Raw genomic sequence first — 25,260 nt, 5'->3', positions numbered from 1 at the left:
TTTGATCTTGTACGGCGATGGCGGCCACCTCCGTGGGGCCGTCCCTGGCGAGGGTGATCTTGATAATGGCGGTGGTTCGACTCGTCATGATCACCTGGAGTCGGAGTGCTTCGTAGAGTTGCCGTTGCACCTCGGTCGGCAGCTCTGCCAGTCAGGACCACGGCGACCTGCTGATGGTGGCGACCTTGGGGCCAAGTATTCATCGGCCGAACGGGGGTAGACAGCTACCAGGTCGAGCCCATCATGTGACCTGGCTCACAGGTATTTGGTCGTATTTCACTGACGGTAATCGCGGTGGGCGAGACGCCGATCGACGCCATGCGGAAGGCGTCCCAAAAGGACTAACGCAGCGTGAAATACACGGCAATGGCTGAGGGCTGCCGACACCCATAGGTGCTGTGCACGTGCTAACTTCACGCTCCCAACCGGCACGGAGCCGCGGAGCCGCTGCACCAGGTTGGGATTCCCGCCCAACCGAATGAATCTGCCGCAATGCGTTTGAGGACCTTCAGAAGGCGTGTCCGGAAACGCTCTTCGTCGCATTCACTCGGCTGGACCCCTAGGGCAAATGCCCCGCAATAAAGGATCAACATGAAGCGAATCTTCGCCGGTCGCACATCGGCTAAGTCGTTCGGAATCGCAGGCGCGATTGTCGCGGCCGCAGCAGCGGGCGCCCTTCTCGCCCCGACTGCGGCCAGCGCAGCCGCCTGGAACCCCATCAGCGGCGAGACCTGGTCGACCGGCGGCAAATGGTTCCTGTCCAGCACGCAGCGCTACAAGAGCGGCACCGGCGACATGCAAGTCAAGTTCTCGCGGCTGCCCACCTACAAGGACGGCTCCCCGGACGGAATCTACTTCCAGGCCACCAAGCTCGACGGCAGCTGTCTGCCCAACAGCTGCTGGTCCGTCCTGATCGGCGACGAGACCACCAAGAGGATTGGAGCAAGCATCCCCCACGCGACGGTCTTCAAGAACGCTTTCGCTCGGTGGCACACGTCCCAAGACGGAGGCAGCCACACCTTCGTCGGCGAAGAATACTACTGACATATGAACGTTTGGGGGCGGACTCTCTCCGCCCCCAAACAGTTCTTGACATCGCAATTGGCAAGGAAAAATGAAGAAAACCACCAGGTTGGTAGTGCTCGCGTCGGCCACGATTCTCACCGCTTCGCTCGTTTGGGTCACATCAGCTGGCCGTTCCGGTGCCAACGACGGCCAGGAGACCCTCGACGGCATCGCATACCTGACAGCGCAGCAAACAATGGCGGAATACGAGCAAGAGGCCACCAAATGGACTTTCGCTCCAATGCGACCGCAGCCTAAGAAAACCTACGCCGATACTCTGTCGGACGGAAAACAGGCGATGTATCAGAAAGGCACCGCGAGAATAGACGCAAGTTTCGATTGGTGGTGCTCGTGGGCGCGGATGCTCGTGGAGGCGCAGACCCCGGCAGACCACGACACTGCACTGCCACACGTCCTAAGCGTGCACCAGACGCCGTTCTACGCCGAAGGCCTCGTCCCACAAGACCGGCCTGTGTTCGATCACGACGTGGTGACCCCAGCCCAAGCCGGCGACTACTCCGGCGTGAAGGCAACAGTCACGCAGAACTGCGCATAGCTACATTGCCGTGGCTGGCTGACCGCCCAGCCTAAGAACCACCGACCCACAATGACGAGAAGGCGAGAAAGCGTGACTCCCGAACCGGAAGCCCGGCCCGCCGAGAATGCCGCCGTGAACATTGACGGACGTCACGTCAAAGGGTATGTCATCGGGGCAGGGGTGATCCTGGGCGTAATGAGCTTCGCTGCGGACGTCGCACCCGACCCGATCAGCCAGATCATCCAGGCGGTCTTCAGCACCGCCGCCGCCTGGTGTTCGCTCGCCGTCATCGCAGGCTACATGTGCGTGAGCCGCCGCAGCAGCTCACTGGCCGCCACCGGGCTGCTATTGCTCGCCACGCTCACCTACTACGGCACCATAGCGCTTTCTGGCGTCCGCGCCGGCGGCTATGAGGCAACCCAAACCAGCGCAGGGCCGGTGTTCTCGTCGCCCACCTGGATTGAGGAGCTGGGATCGATGGCCCGCGGCGTCGGGTTCTGGGTCGCGGCGTCGGTGCTCGCAGGCGTCGTCATGGGCCAGCTTGGATTCGCCATTCGCAACAGCAGCGCCCTGCTGCAGACCGCCGCCGTCGGTGTGACGTTCGGCATTGTCGCGGGTCCGGGCGTCAACGCGCTGCTGTTTGTCGCCCGGGTCGGCGTCAACACCACCACATCCGAACAGATTCTCCCCGCAATATGTCAGATCGCTCTGGCCTGCATCATTCTTATCGGTGCGGCCGTGTTGAAGGCAAAGCGGATTAACTGGGCACTGCTGGCACTGATGTCGCTAACGTCGACGGCCGCAGTCGCGGGACTCTGGGAGATGGTCGGCGATATCCGAGGGGCGCTCTGATCCAGGTAACGCCCCGACGGCCCTGGCGTGGTCGACGCGGTGTGGCGCTCCCCCGCGCAGAAGTCCCGTGGAGATCCTTTGCTGAACTCAAGATCAAAAGTCTCGCCGACTTGATCGACAAGTCCTTGCACGTGCTCCATCGTTAACTCATCAACACGCGCCCCGAGGATCCCTTCGATTCGACGGGACCGTCATCGTCGGCACATCTTCGACGGGGGTCCAGATCGATCGAAGTGATATTGATGCATGAAATAGTGGTTCGGGATCGGAGTACCTCCGATGCCGAATCACTCCTGTAGCCTTATTTCACGCCGATGTGCGGCCCCCGCCGATGTGGAGCTGCCGGTAGCGTCGCCAACTCCGATAGCACCAGAGTGCCGCCTACGGACCCGGGTGCGGATGCGCGTCGACCCCCTATAGCGTGGTGAAGGTGCCCTTCCTTTCTCAAGGTTTGGGGTGGGCCAGGAAGAAGTCCCAGGTGAGGGCGGTGGCGTCGGGGCCGGTGGGGTCGCCGTAGAGGCTGCAGGGGCAGCCGCCGGGGTAGGCATGGCCCGCGCCGTCGATCATGTACTGCTCGACGAGGGGCTGCCCGGACGTGGTGCGGTAGGTCAGGCGGGTGAAGGTGCGGCCGCCGGGCACCTGGCCGGTGGTCACGGTGTCGGCGACCGGGTCGGTCCCGGCGACGGTCGTCCACTGCTCGGCGATGCGGTATGCCGTGGACGGTGGCACGACGAGGTCGGCGGTGCCCTGGAAGACGATCGCGGGCACGGGGCGGGCCCGGCTGCCCATCTCCTGCAGCGCCTTGCGGCCGGACTCCCGCGCGGTCTGCAGTTGCAGCACGTCGCAGTCGTACTCGCAGCCGGCCATGACGGAGACGGACGCGAACAGGTCCGGATAGGTCACCGCCATGATGCCGGCCATCACGCCGCCCGCGGAGACGCCGGTCGTGAAGATCCGCCTGGCGTCGACGGTGTACTGCGAGCGCATCCGGTTGGTGATGCCGGCGATGATGGCGGGCTCGCCCCAGCCGCGGTGCTGGTTGGTCTCCAGGAACCAGTTCCAGCAGGTGGCGGGGTTGGCCACGTTGCTCTGGTCGGGAAAGACCACGATGAAACCGCGCGCTTCGGCCTCGGCGCTCCAGCCCGACAGCAGGTCGAAGCCCACGTCGTTCTCGGTGCAGCCGTGCAGGGCGACCAGCAGGGGTATGGGCGTGCCGGGACGGTACGACGACGGCACGTAGCCGTGGTAGTCGCGGGCGCCGTAGATGCTCGCGTAGACGCCGTGGAAGAACCCGCCCGCGGCGTGCGCCGGGATGGGCACCGCCAGCTGCGCCAGGAGCAGGGCGAGTGCGGTGGCGGCGGCGGTGGCGAGGCGGCGGAGCGGTGGAACGGCGGTGCGGTCCGGGGACGGGACAGACATGGCACGCTCTCCTCTCGGTTCCGGCTGCCAACCAATCGATTGATTGGGTAGCAGGATTGCTAGCGACTATGCGCCCGGTCGGTTACGGTGTCAACCAATCGTTCGATCGGTAGAGGAGTGCATGTGACGACGCCCCGGTGGGAGCCGCGGCGGCTGAGCGCCGTCGCCGTCGAGCTGCCCGAGGGCGTCACCCCGCCCGGCACCCGCGGCCGCATCCTGCTGTCGGCCCTGCGGCTGTTCGCCGAGTACGGCTTCCACGGCACGTCCATCCGCGACCTGGCCGGGGCGGCCGGGATCAACTCGGCCACGTTGTACGCGCACTACCCGGCCAAGGAGCATGTGCTCGCCGAGCTGGTCCTGCTCGGGCACACCGAACTGCACCGCCGCCTGCAGCAGGCGCTCGTGGAGGCCCCGCCCGGACCCGCCGCGCAGCTCGCCGCGCTGGTGCGGGCGCAGGTGGCCGCGCACGCCGACTTCCCGCTGCTGGCGCTGGTCGCCAACGCGGAGCTGCACGCGCTGTCGCCGGAACGTGCCGCCCCCGCGCTGGCGCTGCGCGAGCAGTCCCGCGAGCTCGGTCTGCGCGTGCTGCGGCTCGGCGTCGCGCAGGGCGTGTTCCACGTCGCCGACCCGTTGCTGGCCGCGACCGCGATCGGTTCGATGGGCATGCAGGTCGCGCACTGGTTCGGCCCGGACCAGCCGTACACCCGGGACCAGGTCGCCGACACCTATGCCGGTTACGCCCTCCAGCTCGCCGGCGCGGCCGACGTCCCGGCGAAGAAGACCGCCCGCGCCCCGGGCGCCACCCCCGCGAAGAAAGGCTGATTGATGCGCTCGATCGAGATCCCGGTTCCCGGCGGTTCGCTGCACGCGCTGCGCTTCGGCGACGGTGCGAAGATCGCGCTCGCCGCGCACGGCATCACCGCCTCGGCGATGTCGTTTCGCACCGTGGCCCGGCATCTTCCGGCGGATTGGAGCCTGGTCGCGGTGGACCTGCGCGGCCGCGGCGGCAGCGCCGGAACGCCCGGGCCGTACGGCATGGACGCGCACGCCGCCGATCTCGCCGCGGTCGCCGAGCAGCTGGGCGCGCCGGTCGCGCTGACCGGGCAGTCGATGGGGGCGTACGCCGCGCTGCGTGCCGCCGTGCGGCGGCCCGAGCTGTTCGACCGCCTGGTGCTGGTCGACGGGGGGCTGCCGCTGCCGGTGCCGGCCGAGTTCGACCCGGACCAGCTGCTGGAGCTGACCATCGGCCCCGCCGTCGCCCGGCTGCGCGAGACCTACCCGTCGGCGGACGCCTACGTCGCCTTCTTCCAGGCGCACCCGGCACTGGCCGGGGACTGGAACGACGACATGGCCGAGTACGTGCGCTACGACGCCGCCGGTGAGCCCGGCGCGGTCCGTTCCCGGACCAGCTCCGAGGCCGTCTACGCGGACGGCCGGGACCTGCTGGTCAACGGCTCGGCGTTCGGCGACGACCTGGTGCGGCTGCCGCTGCCCGCGACGCTGCTGCACGCCCCGCGCGGCATGTTCGGGCAGGAGCCGGGCATGCTGCCGCAGCCGGTGGTGGACCACTGGGCGGCGCAGGCGCCGTCGCTGCGTTCGGAGCTGGTCGCCGACACCAACCACTACACGATCCTGATGACCGACCGCCCCGCGGCGCTCATCGCCCAGCGCCTCACCGAGGAGTCCTGACGATCGACGACGCCGTCCGGGTCGAGGAGGTGGCGTGGCACGCGTGTGCTCACTGGTCGAGATCGCCTGTTGGCGGATGGTCAACAGAGCTACAGTGGTAGGCCGCTGAGCTGGGGGTCCCGTCATGGGAGCTGAATGGCGTGCCGTGTCCGCTGAGACCGGTCGCCCGAGCGGCCGAAGATGACCAAGCTGATCCGGCCCGTGCGCGGGCGGGTGGCGGCGCGGTGGTCCTCGCTGCCCGCGGCACTGCGGGCGCCCCTGGTCCGCGTCGGCCCGCGCCTGACCGTGGCGTTCCTGGCGGTCGCGCTGCTGCTGCCCCTGATCGGCCTGGTCGCCATCCGCGAACAGCACGCGTCCAGCCTGCGGGCGGCTCAGATCGAGGCGCAGAACGTCGCCGAGCAGGTCGCGCACCTGGTCACCCAGCCCGCCGGGCCGGGGCAGCCACTGCTCTACCAGCAGCCGGCGGGTCTGCAGCAGTACGTCAGCCGGGTCAACCGGGACGGCAACCGTGACCTGGAGATAGTCGGCCTGAACCGGCGCGTGCTGGCCGACGCGATCCCGGCCAACCGGGGGCGGTTGTTCGCCGACGACCGGGGCGGCGAGGTCGCCGCCACCATGCGCGACGGGCGACCGCGCGCGTTCCGTGAGCTCAACGTCGACTACCCGGGCGGGATCGAGCTGATGGCGGTGCCCATGCGCGCCGCCCAGAACAAGATCGTCGGGGCGGTGCTGCTGGAGTACACGCCGCTCTACCGCCAGCTGCTGGCGGGTGGCGGCGAGACCCGCCAGATCATCGTGGGCGCGAGCCTGGCCGGGATGGCCGCCGCGCTGGCGCTGGGCTACCTGCTGTCCCACGGCCTGGTCCGGGACCTGCGGCGGCTCACCCGGGCCGCGGACCTGCTGGCCGCCGGGGAGGGCGGCGCACGCGCCGTGGTCGGCAGCCGCGGCGAACTGGGGGACCTGGCGGCGGCCTTCAACAGCATGGCCGACCGCCTCGCCGTGCAGCGGGCCACGCTCACCGAGCTGGCGGTGCGCGACCCGCTCACCGGCCTGCACAACCGGCGCTCCTTCTCCGACCGGCTGAACGCCGCGCTGTCCCGGGCCGGGCGCGCAGAGTCCGCGGTGTCGCTGCTCATGCTGGACCTGGACCACTTCAAGGCGGTCAACGACCGGCACGGCCACCCGGCGGGCGACCAGGTGCTGCGTACGGTGGCGGCGCTGCTGGTGCGGGAGCTGCGGGGGGTGGACATGGCGGCGCGGCTCGGCGGCGAGGAGTTCGGGGTGCTGCTGCCCGGCATCGGACACCGGGACGCGGTCGCGGTCGCCGAGCGGCTGCGGGCGGCGATCGCCCGGTGCCCGGTGGTGCACGCGGGCGTCACCATCCGGGTGACCGCGAGCTTCGGCGTGGTCAGCCGGCCCGCGGACGGTCGAACGGCCGATGAACTGCTCGCCCGCGCCGACGACGCGCTCTATCGCGCCAAGCGCGCCGGGCGGGACCGGGTCAGCGGGCCGCCCCGGCCGCCGCAGCCGGTGCAGCAGTGACCCTGGGGCCGTTTCCGTTGGGAAATCGTGATCAAAGCGGGGACCCAGGCGGCACTACGATGCGAGCGTGTTTCACGTTCCCCGCGCCCGAAAGCCGTACCCGCTGCTCGCCGCAGCCGTCGTCCTGCTGCTGCTCGGCGCGGGTGTGGCCGGGGGCGTCGGCGACGCACTCGGCCTGAGCCACACCCCGGCCGCCGTCCCGCGCGAGGATCCGGTCGCCGCCCCGCAGCGCGAGGTCGCGCCCGCGCCTCGGCTCACTGCCGTCGCCGTGCCCGCTGACCTGCGCCTGACCAAGGCGGCCAACGCGGTCGCGGACGCGCTCGCCGCCCGCGGCCTGCCGCGCCCGGCGGTCACCACGACCGCGCCGGTCACCACGCCCACCCCGCCCGGCGCTCCCGCGCCCCCGGCCACCGCGCCCCCGGCCACCGCGCCCGCGACTCCCGCCTCGACCCTGCCCGCCACGACTCCCGCCGTGAACCCGGCCACCGGCGTGACCACGTTGCGCGCGGGTGTGCTGGCGACGCTCGCCGCCGCGCCGGAGTCCTACCGGATCACCACGCGCGGCGCGGAACTGGCCGTGGAGGGCACCGACGTCGCTGGGACCGCGGACGGGCTGTACCGGATCGCCGACCGGATCCGGTCGGGCGTCGCCGCCGTGCCCGCCGGGGACGACGGACGGGTGGTCACGCCGCGCCTGGGACTGCGGTTGACCGACGCCGGATCCGTCGGGCGCGAGCCGGACGCGGCGCTGTTCGGCGCGGGTGACGACTACAACCTCAACACCGACGTGGTCGGGGAGGCCCTGCTGCCGCGGGCGCCGTGGGTCGACCCGGCCGCGGTGGCGCGCATCGACGCCCAGTTCCGGCAGTTCGTGGACCACTCGGCGGCGCAGGGCTACAACGGCGTGGTCGTGCCGGGCTTCCTGGAGTACGTCACGTTCGCCGAGGTCGGCGACGGCCGTGCCGTCTATCCGGCCGGGGACGCCCACGTCGACCGGGCCAGGGCGATGGTCGCCGCGTTCGGGCCGGTCTTCCGGTACGCCGAGGACATGGGCATGAAGGTCTTCCTGCTCACCGACATGCTCGCGGTGTCGCCGCCGCTGGAGGCGTACCTGCGGCGCACCGTGGGTGGACTCGACGTCGCCGACCCCCGGCTGTGGGCCGTCTACCAGGCGGGCCTGGCCGAGCTGTTCGAGAGCCTGCCGTTCGTGGACGGGCTCATGGTGCGCATCGGCGAGGGCGGCGAGGTGTACGCGCAGAACGGCTGGGACTACTCGTCGCGGCTGGCGGTCACCACCGACGCCGCGGTGCGCGCGATGCTGCGGGCGCTGCTCGACACCGCGGGCCGGGCCGACCGGGAGGTCATCTTCCGGACCTGGACCGTCGGCGTCGGCGCGGTCGGCGACCTGCACACCAATCCGGAGTCCTACCGGCAGGTGCTGGGCGGGTTCGACGACCCGCACCTGATCGTGTCCACCAAGTACACCCTCGGCGACTTCTACAGCCACCTCCCGCTGAACGAGACGCTGCTGGCCGGCGAGCACCGCAGGATCGTGGAGTTCCAGGCGCGGCGCGAGTTCGAGGGCTTCGGGTCGCTGCCCAACGACCTCGGCGTGCTGCACCGGCAGGCGCTGCGCGAGTTCCTGGCCGCGAACCCGAAGGTCGAGGGCGTCTGGAACTGGACCCAGGACGGCGGGCCGCTGCGCGCCGGGCCGATGTCGCTCTACCTGCGCGCGGGCTTCTGGCAGCTGTACGACCTCAACACCTACGCCGTGGCGCGGCTGGCCTGGGACCCGGACGCCGACCCGGCGCAGCTCACCGCGGACTGGGCGTACCGCACCTTCGCCGGCGACCCGGCCACGGTCGCGGCGATCGGGCAGGCCATGGCGCTGTCCCGGGAGGCGCTGACCAAGGGGCTGTACCTCGGGCCGTACGCGGACCGGACGGTCAAGGCGCTGGGCCTGGAGCCGCCGCCGATGATGTGGATCTTCGAGTGGGACATCGCCACCGGGGACTCGGCGGCGCTGGACAGCATCTACGCCGTCACCGGCGGCCGCGTCGACCAGGCGATCGCCGAGGGCGAGCAGGCGGTCGCGCTGGCCCGGCGCATGCGTGACCTGGTCGCCGCGACCGACCCGGCGACCTGGCGCGATCCGCGGCTGCGCGAGCGGTTCACCAGCACGCTGGACTACCAGGTGAACCTGTTCGAGACGCTGGGCGCGTACCGGACCATGGTGCTGCGCCACGCGCAGTGGCTGGACACCGGGGCGCAGGCCGCCCACGACGGCTGGCGGCAGGCCGAGACCGTGTACCGCGGCGCGCGCGACGTGCACGCGCAGCGGTACGGCGGGGACCTGGACCTGCCCGCGTACAACTTCACCGCCGCCGACCTGGGCGCGGTGCGGGCCGACCGCGACCCGGCGATGGCCTGGGCCGCCCGTGCCCTGCTGGCGCTGATCCTGCTCGTGTTCCTGCTCGGCCTGCGGGGACGCGGCCGTGGCGGCCGGGCCGCGCGGGCCCTGCTCCTCGGCGCGGTGCGCCCGTGGCGGGTCGCCCGGCTGGAGTCGCCGCCGTCGCGGCTGGACCGGGTGCTGGTCTGGCTGGTGCCCGCGGTCGTGCTGGTGGCGAGCCGGGCCGTGTACACGTGGTTCGCCGCCCCGGCGCACCTGCTGGTGACGCTGGGCGGGTGGCTGCTGTTCGCGGCCGTGGTCCGCCTGATCGTCGGCCGCCGCGACCCGTTCCACCTGTGGGCCGTCATCGGCGGTGTCGCCCTGCTGCGCAGCGTGCTCCTGCTGGCGGCGCTGGCCGGGCGCGGGCCGGGCAAGTACTGGTTCGCCTTCTGGACCTCACCGACCCTGCGCTCGGTCTACGTCACGGTCGCCTTCGCCGCCTTCTGCTGGCTGTTCGTGGCCACCGCCGTCGTCCTGCGCGACCGGTACGGCCTGCTGCGCCGCCGCGCCGTCGGCCTCACCCTGGTCGCGGGCGGTGTGCCGCTGGGCGTGATCGGCGGCCTGATCGCGGCCGTCGGCCTGGAACGGGCCCTCACCGTCTGGAACGACCAGATGGCGCTGCTGCCGTGGGGCCTGTCCCGCATCCTCGGCATCACCGTCTACCTGGGCATTCCCGCCGACCTGCCCGCCTACGCCGCGTACGCGGGCCTCGCCCTCACCGCCTGCGGCCTCCTCCTCTCCATCGGCCGCACCCGCCCCCCGCGTGAAAGGAAGGGCACCTTCCCATCGCTATGCGATGTCGAAGGTGCCCTTCTTAACGCCTGACGGGAGAAGTGGCAGGTCGCTGTTGCCGCGAGGCAGCCCGGCGCGCGCGGGCCTGTTCGGCCGGTCAGAAGTAGTCGTGCAGGGTGGGCGGCGGGCCGGCGGTGGCGGTGCGCAGAAGCTCGTCGGTGTCGGCGTCGCCGCCGGTCAGGAAGCCGGTCCGGCGCAGCTGCTCCGGGGTGGCCGCGCCCGCGTACCAGGCGGCCAGGCCGCGCGGGGTGAGCCGGACCGTGCCCGCGCCACCGGGCTCCAGGCGGGCCTCGCCGCCGGACAGCGTGAGCCGCCACCGGCCGTGCTGCCAGGGGCAGACGTCGTCGACCAGGTCCAGATCGACCTCGCCGGCCAGGTGCCGCGGCCAGCCGCGTGCCGCGACCGCGCCGGACGCGTCGACGACCCGTGCCATCCACGGCTGCGCCGTGGCGACCTTGGCGTCGGTCCGGACGATCAGCGACCAGGCCGGGTCGGTCGTGCCGAGCCGGAGCACGGTGGTCGGCGCGACACTGGCCCAGCCGCCGATCATCGCCAGCAGCGTGCGGGTCGCCTCGGGGGTCAGCCCGATCAGGTCGTCGACGGTGAGCTTGCCGCCGGCGTCGTAGCCGGGTCCGCGATCCCAGCTGGCATAGCCGACGATCGTGCCCGCGTCGTCCACGGCGACGGTGAAGCCGTGGTAGTCGGCCAGCAGCTGCGCCGGGGTCGCGCCGAAGGCCGGGCCGGAGCGTTGCATCAGGCCGGTGCCCGCGCGGGCCACCTGGCGGTAGATCTCGTACACGGCCGGGATGTCGGCCTCGGTCGCGGGCCGCAGCGTGGTCTTCGGGTCAGGGCGGACGGCCGCGAGCGCGCGGGTGGGCACGGTCCAGTAGGTCAGCGCGCCGACCTCCTCCCAGCCCAGTGCCCGGTACGGCAGCGGGGTGGTGCCGAACAGGGTGCTGAGCACCGCGCCGCGGTCGCGCGCGCCTTCGAGCAGCCGGGTGAGCACGAGCCGGCCCAGCCCGCGTCCGCGCAGCTCGGGCGCGGTGGCGACACCGGCGACGCCGCACGTGGGCACGACCCGCCCGCCGAACCACTGGCCCTGCTCGCGGTCGACGGCCTTGGCCACCAACCGCCCGGCCGGGTCGAACACCCCGAGAGTGCGGCGGCCGGAGGCGTCCGGGTTCCAGCCGTCGGGCATGGGCTGCGCGTGGTAGCCGAAGGCGAGACTGCCCAGGTCCCACGCCAGTTTCTGATCTTCCGGCCCGAGCGGCCGCACCTCGTACGTCACCGGGCCATCCTGCCAGCCGCCCCGCCGCCCGTCCCGCGGTTATCGCCGCTCAGGCGCCGTCGAGGGCGTCGACCAGCGTGGCCAGTGCCGCCGCCAGCCGGTCCAGGCCGGAGTGCGGGTCACCGCCGGGCTCGGCCTGGTACAGGTCGCGGCGGATCTCGACCATCAGCGCCGACACCCGCTCGTCGGTCCCGTGGTGCTTGAGCGGCACGTAACAGCCGGCGAACGGGCTGTCGAAGCCGACCTCGTAGCCCGCGAACGCCTTCGCCGCGGCGTCGCGCAGCCACGGCGGGGTGTGCGTGCCGTCCGTGCCGAGGCAGATCTCCGGGCGGGGGCCGTCGCCGTGCAGCTCGTACGGCAGCGCGAGCGCGGGGTAGGAGTGCACGTCGACGACGATCGCCCGGCCGGTCGCGGCCAGGCGCTCGTCGACCAGGTCGGTCATGGCCTGGGCGTACGGATGGAAGTGCGCGTCGAGCAGCCGCTGCGCGAAGGCGGGGTCGTCGGGGCGCAGCCGCTGCCCGTGCGAGGTGCGCGTGTACACCGCGCCCATGCCGACCGCGGCCATCTCCTCCCGCTCGTCGGGGAACCGCTCCGGGTCCACGACCAGCCGGGACCACTCGTTGACGAACGTCCAGGGCCGGGCCCGCGCCGCCCCGGCCGCCCGTGCGGCGATCAGGTCGGTGTGCGCGTCGGTCATGTGGTCCAGCTCGGCGACCAGGGCCGTGTCGTCGAGCGCGATCGAGGCCCGCGCCGGACCGCTGATCTGCCGGGACGAGTGCGGCACGTGCAGGACGACCGGCGACGACGCGTCCCCCTGGCCGACACGGAACACCGGGACCGACATGCCACCCACCCGCTCTCTGAAGATCACCGTGACGGTATCCGGCGGGTGTGACAGGTCAGCCCCAGGGCCGCAGTTCGGGGACGGGCGCGCGGCCCAGCGCCCAGGCCATCAGCGCCCGCTCGTCGGCGCGCTCACGCAGCTCGCCGAGCAGTCCGGGCAGCCACCGGGCGACCAGGCCGTCGGGCCACTGCTCCCAGCCGTAGCCGAGGCCGAGGTCGACGTGGTGCACCTCGACCTCGCGCCACCGGGCGAACAGCAGCTGGGTGGCGGGGATCAGGTCACCGCCACCGGCGCGCACCGTGCGCTGCCACACGTCCGGGGTGGCGCGGGCGAAGGCGGCGTCGACGGCCGCGTCGGCCGCGGTCAGGTCGGCGATGATCTCCGCGGCGGGCCGGCCCTGCCCCGCCTCGATCTCGGCGGCCCGGCCGGTCGCGCCGCCCGGGTACTGGTCGACGAGTTCGCCCCGAGCGGCGCCGTCGAGCCGCCGTACGACACTGTCGGCGTTGCGGGCCAGGTGGGTGAGCACGTGCCCGACGGTCCACCCGGGCAACCGGCTCGGCTCGCGTACCGTCTGGTCATCGATCTTCTGCAGGGTCTGGTGCAACCGGGCGTGCGCCTCGGCACACGCGGCGAGGTCGCCGTCGATATCGGACATGCCCCCATTCTCGCCCCTGTGCACCCCGCCGCCCATCCATGATCAACTGGTGGCGTGTTGAATGGCGGCATGGGTGAGCAGGAGCCGCGGTCGGCGGGGGAGTTGCTGGACATCGTCGACGGGCAGGACCGGGTGGTGGGGCAGGCGACCCGAGCCGAGGCGTACGCCCGGCGGCTCACCCACCGCTGCGTGTTCGTGCTGGCCCGCACCGGTGACGGCCGGCTGTTCGTGCACCGGCGCACCGCGCAGAAGCTGGTCTTCCCGTCCTGCTACGACATGTTCGTCGGCGGCGTAGTCGGCGCCGGGGAGACCTACCACGACGCCGCGCTGCGCGAGGCCGAGGAGGAACTCGGCGTGTCCGGGCTGCCCGCCCCGCAGCCGCTGTTCACCTTCCTGTACGAGACGCCGGAGCACTCCTGGTTCTCGGCCCTGTACGAGGTCCGCTGCGACGGGCCGGTGGACCCGCAGGTCGAGGAGGTCGCCTGGCACGCCTTCCTCACCGAGGACGAGATCGCCGCGCGGTTCGGCGAGTGGGACTGGGTGCCCGACGGCCTGCAGGCCTGGCACCGCTACCAGGCCTGGCGCTCGCAGCACGGGTGACCGCTCACGGGCAGGTCTGGCCCGCGCACCGCTGCCAGTCCGCGAGGCTCGCGGCGTCGGCGGTGACGTCGGGGTCGTTGCCCGGGTCGGCGTCGCCGAGCAGGTTGACCAGCTCCCAAGGGTCGGCCGCGAGGTCGTAGTACTCCTGCGAGATCAGCTTGCCGGCGAGGTCGACGTACCGGGTGAACTGGCGCTCGCCTGGCGCGACGCGGGAAGCCCAGGTGGAGAAGCCGCCGTTGTGCGAGTCCTGCCAGTACTCCAGCAGCGTCGCGGCACGGCGTACGCCGCCGCGCAGGTCGTGGCCGTCGAGCAGGTAGCCCGCGGTCAGCCCGGCCGCGGCCAGCACGGTCGGGGTGACGTCGACGGTCGACGCCAGCCGCTCGTCGACACCCGGCCGGATCCGTCCCGGCCAGGACAGGAACAGCGGCACCCGGTACGCGGCGGCGTACGGCATGAACTTCTCGTCGAGGCCGTGCTCGCCCCAGAACTTGGCGTTGTCGGACACCAGCACGACGAGCGTGTCCTGCCGCTCGCCGAGGCGGTCCAGGTGCTCGCGGACCCGGGCCAGCGCGTCGTCGACCGAGAGCAGCGTGCGCAGCTGGCCGAGGCGGATCACGTCGCCCTCGGCCCGGCCCGCGACGTGGTGGCGCACGTACTCGGGCTTGTCGGAGCGGTCGGCCTCGCCGACGGCGGGGCTGGGATTCCAGGCGAACGTGCGGGCCGCGTACTGCGGCTCGGGGATCCACGGAGCGTGCGGGGCGGTGAAGCCCGCGTACACGAACCACGGCTTGTCGTCATCGGCCTCGAAGCCGTCGAGGTACGTGTTGACCTGCTGGCCGATGAACGTCGTCGAGTACGGCACGCGCCGCTGCTTCCCGTCGACCATGAACCTGGCGTTGGTGTACCCGCCGCCGACCAGGGCCGAGTGGTCGAAGCCGGGCGGGGTCTGCTCCAGCGCCCAGTTGTTGGTGAACTTGCCGACGGCGGCCGTGGCGTACCCGGCGGTGTGCAACGCGTGCTCGAGCGTGCGGGTGTGGTCGAGATTGCCGACATCGGCCTGGTGGAGCACGCCGTGGTTGTGCGCGTACCGGCCGGACAGCAGGGTGGCCCGGCTGGGTCCGCAGCTCGGGGTGGCGGCGACGGCGTTCGGGTAGACGGTGCCGTCGCCGAGCCACGCCATGGTCTGCGGCAGCGCGGCCATGGTCTCGGGCCGGGCGTCGTCGAGGACCACCATCAGCACGTTCGGCCGCGTCTGTCGCGGCGACGAGCCGCGCGCCGTGCCGTGGCCCGCGACGCCGTTGTCGGCCGGGTCCGCGGCGTTCGCCTCCGGACCGGCCGGGCGATCCCGGTCGCCGTGGGCGTGGACCGGGCCGGTGACCGGAAACACGGCCGCGGCGAGGGCTGTGGCCAGGACCGCGGTCAGCCGCCGGACACGGCGCATCAGATATCGCATCAGGACAAACTGTCACCAAGGTCATCCGATGGCCGGCTGAAACGCCCGTTCACAAGGTGATCAGTTTGTTAACGGCTTCGACCCGGACCGCCGGACGGCGGGGCTAACCTTCCACACGTGACCGTGTTGCTGACCCGATCCGATGTCGACCGCGCGGTCGATGTGGACGAGGTGCTGGAGCTGCTCGGCGAGGGCTTCCGCGCGCCCGCCCCGGCGCAGCCGCCGCTGCGGGTGCGCACCGAGCTGCCCGGCCCGGGGACCGCGACCTGCCTCATGCCGGGGCTGCTGCCGGGCGTGCCGGCGTACACGGTGAAGGTCAACGCGAAGTTCCCGGACGCCTCGCCCGCGCTGCGCGGCGTGGTCTGCCTGCACGATCTGGACTCGGGCGAGCTGCTGGCGCTGGCCGACTCGGCGAGCGTCACCTCCTGGCGCACCGGGCTGGCCGCGGCGCTCGGCACGCACCTGCTGGCCGACCCGGGCGCCGGCACGCTCGGCTTCGTCGGCGCCGGCGCGCAGGCCCGCGTCGTGGCCGCCGGACTGCGCAGGCTGCGGCCCTGGCGGGAGGTGGTGGCCGCCGATCTGGAGCCGGCCCGTGCCGCGGACCTGGCCGCGCTGCCGCTGGAGAGCGCGTCGGCGGTAGCCCGCGCCGCCGACGTGGTGGTGCTGGCGACCTGGTCGCGCCGCCCGCTGCTGCGCGCCGACGAGGTGCGTCCCCGCCAGCACCTGACCACACTCGGCGCGGACGAGCCGGGCAAGGTCGAGCTGCCCGCGGACCTGCTGCTGGCGAGCCGGGTGGTCGTCGACGACCGGATGCTGGCCGCGGCCGGGGGAGCGCTGGGCAATGTCGGGCTGGAGGCCGGGGTGGCCGCGGGCACGCTCGGCGACGTGCTGCGCGGCGACCTGCCCGCCCGGGACGGCACCGACCGTCCGACCGTGTACGCCCCCGTCGGCCTGCCCTGGCAGGATCTGGCCCTGCTGTGGGCGGTCTACGGCAGGGTCTCGCGCGCCGACGCCACGGTCATCGACCTGCTCGGCTGAGGCCCGCTGGTCAGGCCGTGTCGGCGCGGTGGGCGCGGCGGCGGGCGGGGTGGTCGCGGGGGATCAGCGTCGGGTTGACGTTGTCCAGCACCGTGGCCCGGTCGATCACGACGCGGGCCACGTCGTCGCGGCTGGGCACCTCGTACATGACGTTGAGCAGGATCTCCTCGAGGATGGCCCGGGTCGCGCGGGCGCCGGTGCGGCGCAGCAGGGCCTGCTCGGCGATCGCCCCCACCGCGTCGGGAGTCACCTCCAGCTCCACGCCGTCCAGCTCGAACAGCAGCTGGTACTGCTTGATCAGCGCGTTGCGCGGCTCGGTGAGGATGCGCATCAGTGTGCCCCGGTCGAACGGGCGCACCGTGGTGACGATCGGCAGCCGCCCGACGAACTCCGGGATCATCCCGAACGTCACCAGGTCGGCGGGCATGACCTCGTCGAGCGAGGGCTCGGCGGCGCGGATGTTGGCCCCGAAGCCGATGCCGCGGCGTCGCGAGCGCGTCTCGATGATCTCCTCCAGGCCGGCGAACGCCCCGCCGAGGATGAACAGCACGTCGGTGGTGTCGATCTGCAGGAACTCCTCGGCGGGCTGCTTGCGCGAGTTCGGCTGCGGCACGCGTACCGTGCTGCCTTCGAGGATCTTGAGCAGTGCCTGCTGGACGCCCTCGCCGGAGACGTCGCGCACGGCGGTGCGGTCGGCCGCGCCTCGGGCGATCTTGTCGATCTCGTCGATGTAGACGATGCCGGTCTCGGCCCGCCGGACGTCGCCGTCGGCGGCCTGGATCAGCTTGAGCAGGATGCTGTCGACGTCCTCGCCGACGTATCCGGCCTGGGTGAGCGCGGTGGCGTCGGCGATCGCGAACGGCACGCCCAGGGTCCGGGCCAGTGTCTGGGCCAGGTAGGTCTTGCCGCAGCCGGTGGGGCCGATCAGCAGGATGTTGGACTTGCCCAGCTCGACCGGCGGTTCCCCGGTCGGGGTCGCGCCGCGGGCGGCGACCCGCTTGTAGTGGTTGTAGACCGCCACCGACAGCGAGGTCTTGGCGGCCTCCTGGCCGACGACGTACTGCTCCAGGGCCGCGTGGATGTCGCGCGGGGTCGGCGGGTGCAGCAGGGCGGCCGCCGCCTGCTCGGTGGCCTCTTCCTCGATCAACTCGTTGCACAGGCCGACGCACTCGTCGCAGATGCAGACCTGCCCGGGGCCGGAGATGAGCTTGCGCACCTGGCGCTGCGTCTTCGCGCAGAAGGAGCAGGCCAGCACGTCGCTGCGGGTCACGGGCGCTCCTCGGGGGTCGACGACCTTCAGATGATACCGGCAGATGATGACAACATCCGAGTGCCGCGTTATCTTGCTTACCGGACGGACACGGGGAGCAGGGATGAGCCGCCTCACCAGGGCCCAGGCCCAGCAGCGCAACCGCGCCGGCGTGCTGTCGGCGGCCCGCGCCGAGTTCGCCGCACGCGGCTACCGCGAGGCCACCGTCGACGGCATCGCCGGGCGCGCCGGGCTGACCCGCGGCGCGGTCTACTCCAACTTCCCCGGCAAGCGGGCCCTCTACTTCGCGGTGCTGGCCGACGACGCCGAGCGCGCCGACGGCCCGCGGCCGCCCGCGCCGGGCCGCACGCAGCGGGAGGCGCTGGGGGCGTACGCGCGGGCGACCCTGACCCGGCTGCCGGTGACCACCCGCCTGCCCGACGCGGCACCGCCCGCCCTGGACCTGGTGCCCGAGGCGCTCGACGACGACCGGGTCCGGCGGCCCTTCGCCCAGCTGCTCAAGCTCCAGGCGATACTGCTCGGGCTGGCCCTGGAGGGGCTCCGTCCCGCCCCCGGCGCGCCGCAGCCGGGCGGGCGGCGGGTGCGGGTCGCCGAGGCCGCGCTGACCACGCTGCAGGGCGCGAGCGTGCTCGCGCAGACCTCGCCGGGCTTCGTCGAGCCGTTCCACATCGTCGCCACCTGCGAGCACCTGGGTGAGCTCGACCTGAGCGACAGCTGGCAGCCGGTGTACGCCGCGCACGTCCCGCCGCCGCGCCCCGCGGACGAGCCGTGGACGCCGCCCGCCCCCGCCGACGAGACCGCAACTCGCCCGGACGCGGTCCACGGCGAGCCGGTCGACCTCGCCGCCGACGGCGTGGTGGCCGTGCTCGGCCTGCACCGGCTGGCCGCGGTCGAGGAGGCGGTGCGCGCCGCGCCGCCCGGCGCGCAGGTCACCGCAGTGCTGGTCAGCGGCACGCCCGGCGAGCTGATGCCGCTGGCCCGGCTGATGCTCGCCGAGTTCCGCCGCGGCCTGACCGCGGCGTTCCCGCGCCCGGCCTGGCCGCGCCTGCGCATCGTGTACGACGAGAGCGGCGAGCTGGCCGCGGCGGCCGGTGTGGACGCCGTCAGCGACGCCACCGAGGCCGCGGTCCGGGTCGTGTCCGGACGGATCGTCGCCCGCGCCGAGGGCTACGGCGCCTGCCTGGCCGCCGCCGGCGCGTCCGCCGCCGCGACCCGGCTCTGAAGCGGCCGTCGGGTGCCGGAGCCGTCGGCAGACACGGACCATGGCAGCGTCCGCGACCGGTCGCCCGATGATCGTGTTTCCGGCACCCGGACGCCGCGGCGCATAGTTTCCGCCATGCTGGATATGTGGTGGCCATGACGGACGCGGGGCTGGGCGGGGCACTGGCACGGCTGCGCGACGCGCTGACCGCGGTGCGCTACCCGCTGGCCCTGCCGGGCGCGGCCGCCGCCACCAGCCTGGCCAAGGCCACCGCCGGGCAGCTCGACGACTACCTCATCCCGCGGCTGGCGCGGCTGGACGCGCCACTGCTGGCCGTCGCGGGCGGGTCCACCGGCGCGGGCAAGTCCACACTGGTCAACAGCATCGTGCGCGCCCCGGTCAGCGTCGCGGGCGCGCGCCGGCCCACCACTCGCGCGCCGGTGCTGGTCTGCCACCCGTCCGACGCCGCCTGGTTCAGCGAGGCCAACCTGCTGCCGCGGCTGGGCCGCACCGGCACCGCCGGCGGTGACGGCATCGGCCTGCTGGTCATGCCGGTCGCCGTGCTCAGCCCCGGCGTGGCGCTGCTCGACTCGCCCGACATCGACTCCGTCGAGGAGGACAACCGGGCGCTGGCCGAGCAGCTGCTCGCCGCGGCCGACCTGTGGCTGTTCGTCACCACCGCGGTCCGCTACGCCGACGCCGTGCCGTGGGAGCTGCTGCACGCCGCCCGCGACCGGGGCACCGCCGTGTCGATCGTCCTGAACCGGGTGCCGCCCAGCGCCGACGCCGAGGTGACCCCGCACCTGACCGAGATGCTGGCCGAGCACGGGCTCGGCGGGGTGCCCATGTTCGTCATCGACGAGCAGCGCCTCGACCAGCACGGGCTGCTGTCCGAACAGGCCGTCGCGCCGCTGCGCGAGTGGCTGGACGAACTCGCCCGCTCCGCCGCGGCCCGCGCGGCCGTGGTGCGCCAGACCGTCGACGGGGCCGTCGCCGCGCTGTCGCCCGCCACCGCCCGGCTCGCCGCCGAGGCCGACGCCCAGACCGAAGCCGCCAAGGCCCTCGGCGTGTCCGTCGACAGCGCCTACCGCGAGGCGACCACTGCCGTCGACCAGGGCATCCGCGACGGGACCATGTTCCGCGGCGAGGTGCTCGCCCGCTGGCAGGAGCTCGTCGGCACCGGCGAGTTCATGCGCAGCCTGCAGGCCAAGGTCGGCCGGTGGCGCGACCAGCTGGTCAGCGCGGTCACCGGTCGCCCCCGCCCCGCCGACCAGCTGATCACCGCGATCGAGTCGCAGCTGGTGGTGTTCGTGCACGGCGCGGCCGCCGACGCCGCCGAGCACGCGGCCGCCGCCTGGCGCGCCCACCCCGCGGGCGGTGAGCTGCTGGCCGCCCAGCCGGGCCTGGCCCGGGTCGGTCCCGACATCGACGCCCGCGCCGACCGGGTGGTCCGCGACTGGCAGCGCGGCGTGCTCGACCTGGTCCGCGACGAGTCCGGCGGCAAGCTGTTCGCCGCGAAGTTCAGCGCGTACGCCGTCAACGCGCTCGGCCTGTGCCTGATGATCCTGGTCTTCGCGGCCACGGCGTTCATCCCGACCGGCGCGGAGATCGCCGTCGGGGCGGGCGCCACCGTCGCCGCGCAGAAGGTGCTCGAGGCCATCTTCGGCGACGACGCCGTGCGCCGCCTGGCCGAACGGGCCCGGCAGGACTTCCTGACCAAGGTGGACGGTCTGCTCCAGCAGGAGGCGGCCCGCTTCCACGCGGTGCTCGACGGCACGGGGGTGTCCGCGCAGGACGGCGAGCGTCTGCGCGCCGCGGCGGCGGCCGTCGACGCCGCCCGCCGCGCCGACCCGATCTCGCGGGACGGGGCCGCCGGGTGAGCGCGCCGACGGTGGTCGAGCGGATGGCGGCGCTCGAACGGTTCACCGCGGCCACCGCCGACCGGCTGCCCGAACGCGACCTCGCCCCGGCCCGGGCCCTGATCGGGCGGGCGGGGGAGCGGCTGGCCCTGTCGCAGCTGCACACCGTGGTGGCGCTGGCCGGGGCGACCGGCACGGGCAAGTCCAGCATCTTCAACGCACTGGCCGGGGTGCCGCTGTCGCAGACCGGCGTCCGCCGGCCCACCACCGGCGAGGCGCACGCCTGCGTATGGGGCCCCGACAGCGCCGACCCGCTGCTGGACTGGCTCGGCGTGGACCGCCGCTACACCCGCGACGGCGGGACGGGGCCCGATCTGTCCGGGCTGGTGCTGCTGGACCTGCCCGACTACGACTCGGTGCAGTCCGCGCACCGGGCCGAGGCCGACCGGCTGCTGTCCGTGGTGGACCTCATCGTCTGGGTGCTGCACCCCCAGAAGTACGCCGACAAGATCGTGCACGCCGGCTACCTGGCCCAGTTCCACCGCCACCGCGACATCACCGTGGTCGCGCTCAACGCCGTCGACCTGCTGTCCGGTCCCGACCTGGCCGACTGCACCACCGACCTGCGCCGCCTGCTGGCCGCCGACGGCCTCGACGGGCTGCCCGTGCTGACCACCTCCACGGTCGGCCCACCCGGGCTGGACCCGCTGGTCGAGGCGATCCGGCAGGCGGTCGTCGCCCGCCAGGCCGCGGTGCGCAGGCTCGCCGCCGACCTCGACGGGGTCACCGCCGCGCTGGCCCCGACCGTCGCCGCCGAACCGCCGAAGGCCGCCCTGGACGGCGAGGCGAGCCGGGCGCTCACCGCGGCGCTGTCGCAGGCCGCCGCGGTGCCGACGGTGGCCGCCGCGGTCGAGGCCGCGTACGTGCACCGGGCCCGCAAGATGACCGGCTGGCCGCTGCTGCGCTGGATCCGCCGCACCCGCCCCGATCCCCTCGAACGGCTGCACCTCGGCGACCACCGGGCCGCCGTTCCCGCCGCCACGTCACTGGCCCCGGCGTCGCCCGCCGCGACGGCCGCCGTGACCAAGGCGCTGCGCGAGGCCGCCGACCGGGCGAGCGCGCCGCTGCCCGCGCCCTGGCAGGACGCCATGCTCGCGGCGGTGCGCGCGCACCGCGACGAACTGCCCGACGCGCTCGACCGCGCCGTCGCGCAGACCGACCTCGGGGTCGCCCGCAAGCGCTGGTGGTGGCGGGCGGTGGGGCTGCTGCAGTGGCTGGTGACCGCGGCGGCCCTGATCGGCCTGCTGTGGCTGGGTGTGCGGCTGGGCTTGCAGGCGCTGGCGCTGCCGCCGCTGCGTACGCCCATGGTGGACGGCTGGCTGCCGATGCCGACGGCGCTGCTGGCGGGCGGCCTGCTGGCCGGTTTGCTCATCGCGGTGCTGGTGCGCCCGGTGGTCCGGCTGGCCGCCCGCGCCCGCCGCCGCCGCGCGACGAAACGGTTGCGCAGCTCGGTGCAGGGCGTGGTCAAGCAGCTCGTCGAGGCGCCGGCGTCCGCTGTCCTCGCCGACTACACGGACGCCCGCACCGCCCTGCGAGAGGCTGCCGGCGGTGCTCGCCGATGACCGCTGTCGGTGAGGGCGGGCTCGCGTCATCGGCGAAATCGGCACTTTCGGATCGACGCAGCGCCCTGATCAGGGAATATGCTTTCTAGGAGGCCCCGCCAAGGCTCCTGAACAAGCCCTCCGGCAGGAAGGCTGTGAAGTATGGCCAGTGCTGAGCCGTTCGCGGCGAAGTCGACAGGTTGGCGAGAACTCGACGCGGGCAGTCTCGGCTCCGCGGTGCGCTACACCCATGCCGGCAGGCTGGAGCTGGACCTGGCCCTGCAACGGCTCCTTGAGCGCGCCCGCGCTCTCGACGCGGGCGACGAGCGCATTCGGGCGCTGCTGCGGGCGAACCTGGAGATGGCCCGCGGCGTGGACCTGTCCCAGGTGCTGCACCGGCTGGTGGTCACCGCACGGCACCTGGTGCGGGCCCGGTACGCCGCGCTGGGCGTGGTCGAGGACGGTCACATCACCGAGTTCCTGTTCGACGGCATGGACGCCGCGACCGCCGATCGCATGGCGCACGAGCCCGAGGGGCGCGGGCTGCTCGGGCTCCTGCTCACCGACCCGCGCCCGGTCCGGGTGGCCGACATCGCCCGGCACCCGTGCTCGGTCGGCTTCCCTGAGCACCATCCGCCGATGAAGTCGTTCCTCGGGGTGCCGATCCTCTCGGGCGGCCGCCTGCTCGGCAACTTCTACCTGACCGAGAAGCAGGGGGCGGACGAGTTCAGCGCCGCCGACGAAGAGCTGATCATCGACTTCGCCCGGGTGGCCGCGGCCGCGATCAGCAACGCGAGCATCTTCACCGAGGCCTTCCGCCGCCACGCCTGGCAGGAGGCGATGGTCGCGATCACCGAGCGGGTGCTCGGCGGCGTGGGCCCCGACGCGCTGATGGCCGAGCTGATCGGCCAGGCGGAGCGGGCCGACCGGGCCGACGGGGCCTGCGTCGCGCTGCTCTCGCCCGACGGGCTGGCCCTGACCGGCGTGCAGGCGATGGGCACGCTGAAACCGCTCCTCGACGCCCCCGAAGCGCTGCTGTCCGTGTGCGCCCTGGTCATGGCCGAGCGCCGGGTGCTGGTCGTCGAACCGTGCGCCGACCCTCGGCTGAGGGAACTGTTCGGCACGGCACATCCCGGGCACATCCTGATCGCTCCGCTGACCGGGCAGGAGACCATGCTCGGCGCGATGATCCTGTCGAAGAAGCCGAGCGAGGGACCGTTCGACGCGGTCGACGTCGAGATGGCCTCGGTCTTCGCGGGCCAGGCGAGTCTGGCACTCGAACTGGCCGGTGCGGTCGACCTCGACGACGACGAGCTCACCGACCAGCACCTGGCCTTCGCCGAGGGTCTGCGGGAGCGTTTCCTCAGCCGGATGACGCGGATCAGCTTCTCGCTGCGCTCCGTGGTCGACCACTCCATGGACATCGAGCTGCGCGAGCAGGCCGGATACAAGCTCGCCGAGATGGATGCCCTGATCGACCATCTCAAGTCACTGACGTTCCTGCGCACCGACCGCTGAACGGGGTTGCCTCCGGCGTGGAGGGAACCCCGCCGCGTCAGCCCGCGGAGATCCAGCCGGCCAGCTCCGCCGGGCGGTTGGTGATGATCCCGTCGACGCCGAGCTGGTCCAGCGAGCGCCACTGCGCCGCGCTGTCGATCGTCCACGCCATCACCGCCACGCCCGCCCGGTGCAGGTCGCCGACGAGGGCAGGCCGGGTCAGCAGCGCCGACCCCGCCGGGTTGTACGCGGTCAGGTGCAGCTGCCCGGCCAGTGCCGCCGGGTCCGCGTCCAGCGTGCTGCGCAGCAGGCCGATGGGCAGCTCCGGGGCCAGTTCGTAGCTGTACTGCAGCGAGGGCACGTCGAAGCTCTGGATGAACACCCGGCCCGTCATCTGCTGCTCGCGGATCACCGCCACGATCTTCGCGACCTGGTCGCGGGTGTGCGCACCCTTGATCTCCAGCAGCAGGTTGCCGCCGCGCGTGCGCAGATCGGCCAGCTGCTCGGCCAGCGTGGGGATGCGTGTGCCCGCGTAGTGCGGCGCGAACCACGAACCGGCGTCCAGTGTCTTGAGCTGAGCGGAGGTCAGGCTGCGGATGGAGCCGGTCCCGTCGGTGGTCCGGTCGACGGTGCTGTCGTGCAGGATGAACGGCACTCCGTCGGCCGACGGCTGCACGTCGTTCTCGATCCAGTCCGCGCCCGCGCGGCGCGCGATCTCCTGCGCCACCAGGGTGTTCTCCGGAGCGGCCGAGGACGCGCCACGGTGCGCGACGACCGCGGCCGGGCTGCCGGGCGCGCGCAGGTAGGCGTTGGCCGGGGCCAGCTCGGTCACGCGTACGTCGTCGAAGGACACCGTCGCGCCGTTGACGAACAGCGCCTGCCCGCCGCCGGTCGAGCGCTGCAGGCTGGTGGTGCGCAGCACCTCGACCCCGTCGAACAGCCAGCGGGCCTGGCCGCCGTGCACCTCGACGGCGATGCGCACGTCCCGGCCGGTCCCGGCCGCGTACGGGGCGGCGGCGGTGTTCGTGACGTTCCACGCGTTGCCGGTGGTGCGCTGCGCGAACTCGACGCCGTTGCTCGCCGTGGTGCCGCTGCGGATCGTGGCGATCCACCACGGCGTCGCGCCGTCGGCGGGCACGTCCAGGCCGAGCGCGGCCCAGCGGGTGCCCGCCGTGACCGACTCGAACCGTGCCGTCGCCTCCAGCCGGAAGTGGGTCAGGTGGCCACCGAAGGTGATCTTGTTGTTGGCGGACGAGCTGGTGGAGGTGCCGACGAGGCGGCCGTTCTGCACGGTCCAGGAGCCGTCGACGGCCCGCCACCCGGCGGGCAGCGTGCCGGAGGAGAAGTCGGCGGAGACAACGACGTCGCCGGGTGCGGCGGCGGCGGGTGCGGCTGCCGCCACGGTGCCGCACAGGGCGAGGGCGGCCAGCGCCGCCGTGGTCCGCAAGCGCCACGAGGGGGTACGCGGTGAGGTGGTGACCATGGCGCGGACCATACGAAATGGGGCGTAACGCGCCGCGAAAACCCGGTGACCACCCCGGTAACTCCGGCTGTCCGTCGTGGACCGGCTCGTTGGGCGAGATCGCTGTCGGGTGTCATGATCTGCGT

20 protein-coding genes are annotated in these 25,260 nt (G+C 72.9%); 13 read left to right on the top strand and 7 right to left on the bottom strand.

The features are described from left to right. Window positions 1–591 precede the first annotated feature (591 nt). The 3 genes from HAV39_RS12100 (at window position 592) to HAV39_RS12090 (ending at window position 2,455) form a co-directional block, all read left to right on the top strand. Window positions 592–1,044 (top strand): hypothetical protein, encoded by a 453-nt coding sequence (locus HAV39_RS12100; protein ID WP_191839267.1) that lies wholly within the window; start codon window positions 592–594, stop codon window positions 1,042–1,044. Between the two features lie 70 nt (window positions 1,045–1,114). Continuing rightward, window positions 1,115–1,621 carry a hypothetical protein gene (locus tag HAV39_RS12095; RefSeq protein ID WP_191839266.1) on the top strand — a complete coding sequence of 169 codons (507 nt, stop codon included), beginning with the start codon at window positions 1,115–1,117 and terminating at the stop codon, window positions 1,619–1,621. 72 nt (window positions 1,622–1,693) lie between these two features. Continuing rightward, entirely contained in the window at window positions 1,694–2,455 is a 762-nt protein-coding gene (locus HAV39_RS12090; RefSeq protein WP_191839265.1) for a DUF6518 family protein, read from the top strand. A gap of 444 nt (window positions 2,456–2,899) precedes the next feature. Here the strand turns inward: HAV39_RS12090 and HAV39_RS12085 are convergent, their stop codons facing one another. Beyond that, on the bottom strand, window positions 2,900–3,874 hold the full coding sequence (locus HAV39_RS12085; RefSeq protein WP_191839264.1) for an extracellular catalytic domain type 1 short-chain-length polyhydroxyalkanoate depolymerase: 975 nt from the start codon (window positions 3,872–3,874) through the stop codon (window positions 2,900–2,902). 123 nt (window positions 3,875–3,997) lie between these two features. Between HAV39_RS12085 and HAV39_RS12080 the strand changes: the two genes are divergently transcribed. The 4 genes from HAV39_RS12080 to HAV39_RS12065 all read left to right on the top strand — a co-directional run bounded on the left by HAV39_RS12080 (window position 3,998) and on the right by HAV39_RS12065 (window position 10,379). Beyond that, window positions 3,998–4,696: a TetR/AcrR family transcriptional regulator gene (locus tag HAV39_RS12080; protein ID WP_191839263.1), complete on the top strand. Its 699-nt coding sequence runs from the start codon at window positions 3,998–4,000 to the stop codon at window positions 4,694–4,696. 3 nt (window positions 4,697–4,699) lie between these two features. Then, window positions 4,700–5,563, top strand: a complete 864-nt coding sequence (locus tag HAV39_RS12075) for an alpha/beta hydrolase (protein WP_191839262.1) — start codon at window positions 4,700–4,702, stop codon at window positions 5,561–5,563. A 180-nt stretch (window positions 5,564–5,743) separates the two neighbouring features. Further along, window positions 5,744–7,105 (top strand): GGDEF domain-containing protein, encoded by a 1,362-nt coding sequence (locus HAV39_RS12070; protein ID WP_191839261.1) that lies wholly within the window; start codon window positions 5,744–5,746, stop codon window positions 7,103–7,105. Window positions 7,106–7,172: 67 nt separating this feature from the next. Further along, window positions 7,173–10,379, top strand: a complete 3,207-nt coding sequence (locus HAV39_RS12065; RefSeq protein WP_191839260.1) for a hypothetical protein — start codon at window positions 7,173–7,175, stop codon at window positions 10,377–10,379. A gap of 64 nt (window positions 10,380–10,443) precedes the next feature. Here the strand turns inward: HAV39_RS12065 and HAV39_RS12060 are convergent, their stop codons facing one another. The 3 genes from HAV39_RS12060 to HAV39_RS12050 are packed head-to-tail and all read right to left on the bottom strand — an operon-like array spanning window position 10,444 to window position 13,133. Beyond that, window positions 10,444–11,634, bottom strand: coding sequence for a GNAT family N-acetyltransferase (locus HAV39_RS12060; RefSeq protein WP_191839259.1), 1,191 nt, complete (start codon window positions 11,632–11,634; stop codon window positions 10,444–10,446). A gap of 49 nt (window positions 11,635–11,683) precedes the next feature. Further along, the gene (locus HAV39_RS12055; RefSeq protein WP_191839258.1) at window positions 11,684–12,478 is read right to left on the bottom strand and encodes an N-formylglutamate amidohydrolase; all 795 of its coding nucleotides are present in this window, start codon (window positions 12,476–12,478) and stop codon (window positions 11,684–11,686) included. 55 nt (window positions 12,479–12,533) lie between these two features. Next, window positions 12,534–13,133 carry a maleylpyruvate isomerase N-terminal domain-containing protein gene (locus HAV39_RS12050; RefSeq protein WP_191839257.1) on the bottom strand — a complete coding sequence of 200 codons (600 nt, stop codon included), beginning with the start codon at window positions 13,131–13,133 and terminating at the stop codon, window positions 12,534–12,536. A 69-nt stretch (window positions 13,134–13,202) separates the two neighbouring features. Here HAV39_RS12050 and HAV39_RS12045 point away from each other — a divergent pair, with 69 nt between their 5' ends. After that, on the top strand, window positions 13,203–13,733 hold the full coding sequence (locus HAV39_RS12045; protein ID WP_191839256.1) for an NUDIX hydrolase: 531 nt from the start codon (window positions 13,203–13,205) through the stop codon (window positions 13,731–13,733). Between the two features lie 4 nt (window positions 13,734–13,737). On the opposite strand, the gene HAV39_RS12040 is transcribed toward HAV39_RS12045, so the two are convergent. Then, window positions 13,738–15,186, bottom strand: a complete 1,449-nt coding sequence (locus HAV39_RS12040) for a sulfatase-like hydrolase/transferase (protein WP_191839255.1) — start codon at window positions 15,184–15,186, stop codon at window positions 13,738–13,740. 117 nt (window positions 15,187–15,303) lie between these two features. On the opposite strand from HAV39_RS12040, the gene HAV39_RS12035 reads away from it, so the two are divergent. Beyond that, complete coding sequence (locus tag HAV39_RS12035) at window positions 15,304–16,224, top strand: ornithine cyclodeaminase family protein (RefSeq protein WP_191839254.1); 921 nt, start codon at window positions 15,304–15,306, stop codon at window positions 16,222–16,224. A gap of 10 nt (window positions 16,225–16,234) precedes the next feature. On the opposite strand, the gene clpX is transcribed toward HAV39_RS12035, so the two are convergent. Then, window positions 16,235–17,494 carry an ATP-dependent Clp protease ATP-binding subunit ClpX gene (gene clpX, locus HAV39_RS12030; RefSeq protein WP_191839253.1) on the bottom strand — a complete coding sequence of 420 codons (1,260 nt, stop codon included), beginning with the start codon at window positions 17,492–17,494 and terminating at the stop codon, window positions 16,235–16,237. 103 nt (window positions 17,495–17,597) lie between these two features. On the opposite strand from clpX, the gene HAV39_RS12025 reads away from it, so the two are divergent. From HAV39_RS12025 to HAV39_RS12010, 4 genes are all read left to right on the top strand, one after another. Further along, window positions 17,598–18,716, top strand: a complete 1,119-nt coding sequence (locus HAV39_RS12025; protein WP_191839252.1) for a TetR/AcrR family transcriptional regulator — start codon at window positions 17,598–17,600, stop codon at window positions 18,714–18,716. Between the two features lie 134 nt (window positions 18,717–18,850). Then, on the top strand, window positions 18,851–20,575 hold the full coding sequence (locus tag HAV39_RS12020) for a dynamin family protein (RefSeq protein WP_239120540.1): 1,725 nt from the start codon (window positions 18,851–18,853) through the stop codon (window positions 20,573–20,575). Next, complete coding sequence (locus HAV39_RS12015) at window positions 20,572–22,176, top strand: GTPase family protein (RefSeq protein ID WP_239120533.1); 1,605 nt, start codon at window positions 20,572–20,574, stop codon at window positions 22,174–22,176. Before HAV39_RS12020 ends, HAV39_RS12015 begins: the two co-directional genes overlap by 4 nt. 141 nt (window positions 22,177–22,317) lie before the next feature. After that, a complete protein-coding gene (locus HAV39_RS12010) occupies window positions 22,318–23,673 on the top strand; it encodes a GAF domain-containing protein (RefSeq protein WP_191839251.1) in 1,356 nt (451 codons plus the stop codon). A 37-nt stretch (window positions 23,674–23,710) separates the two neighbouring features. Here HAV39_RS12010 and HAV39_RS12005 read toward each other — a convergent pair whose 3' ends face one another. Beyond that, a complete protein-coding gene (locus HAV39_RS12005) occupies window positions 23,711–25,135 on the bottom strand; it encodes a glycerophosphodiester phosphodiesterase (RefSeq protein WP_191839250.1) in 1,425 nt (474 codons plus the stop codon). Window positions 25,136–25,260 lie beyond the last annotated feature (125 nt).

It is taken from the genome of Catellatospora chokoriensis (genome assembly GCF_011297315.1).
GTDB lineage: Bacteria > Actinomycetota > Actinomycetes > Mycobacteriales > Micromonosporaceae > Catellatospora > Catellatospora citrea.
This window is presented reverse-complemented; position numbering and strand designations above follow the sequence as displayed.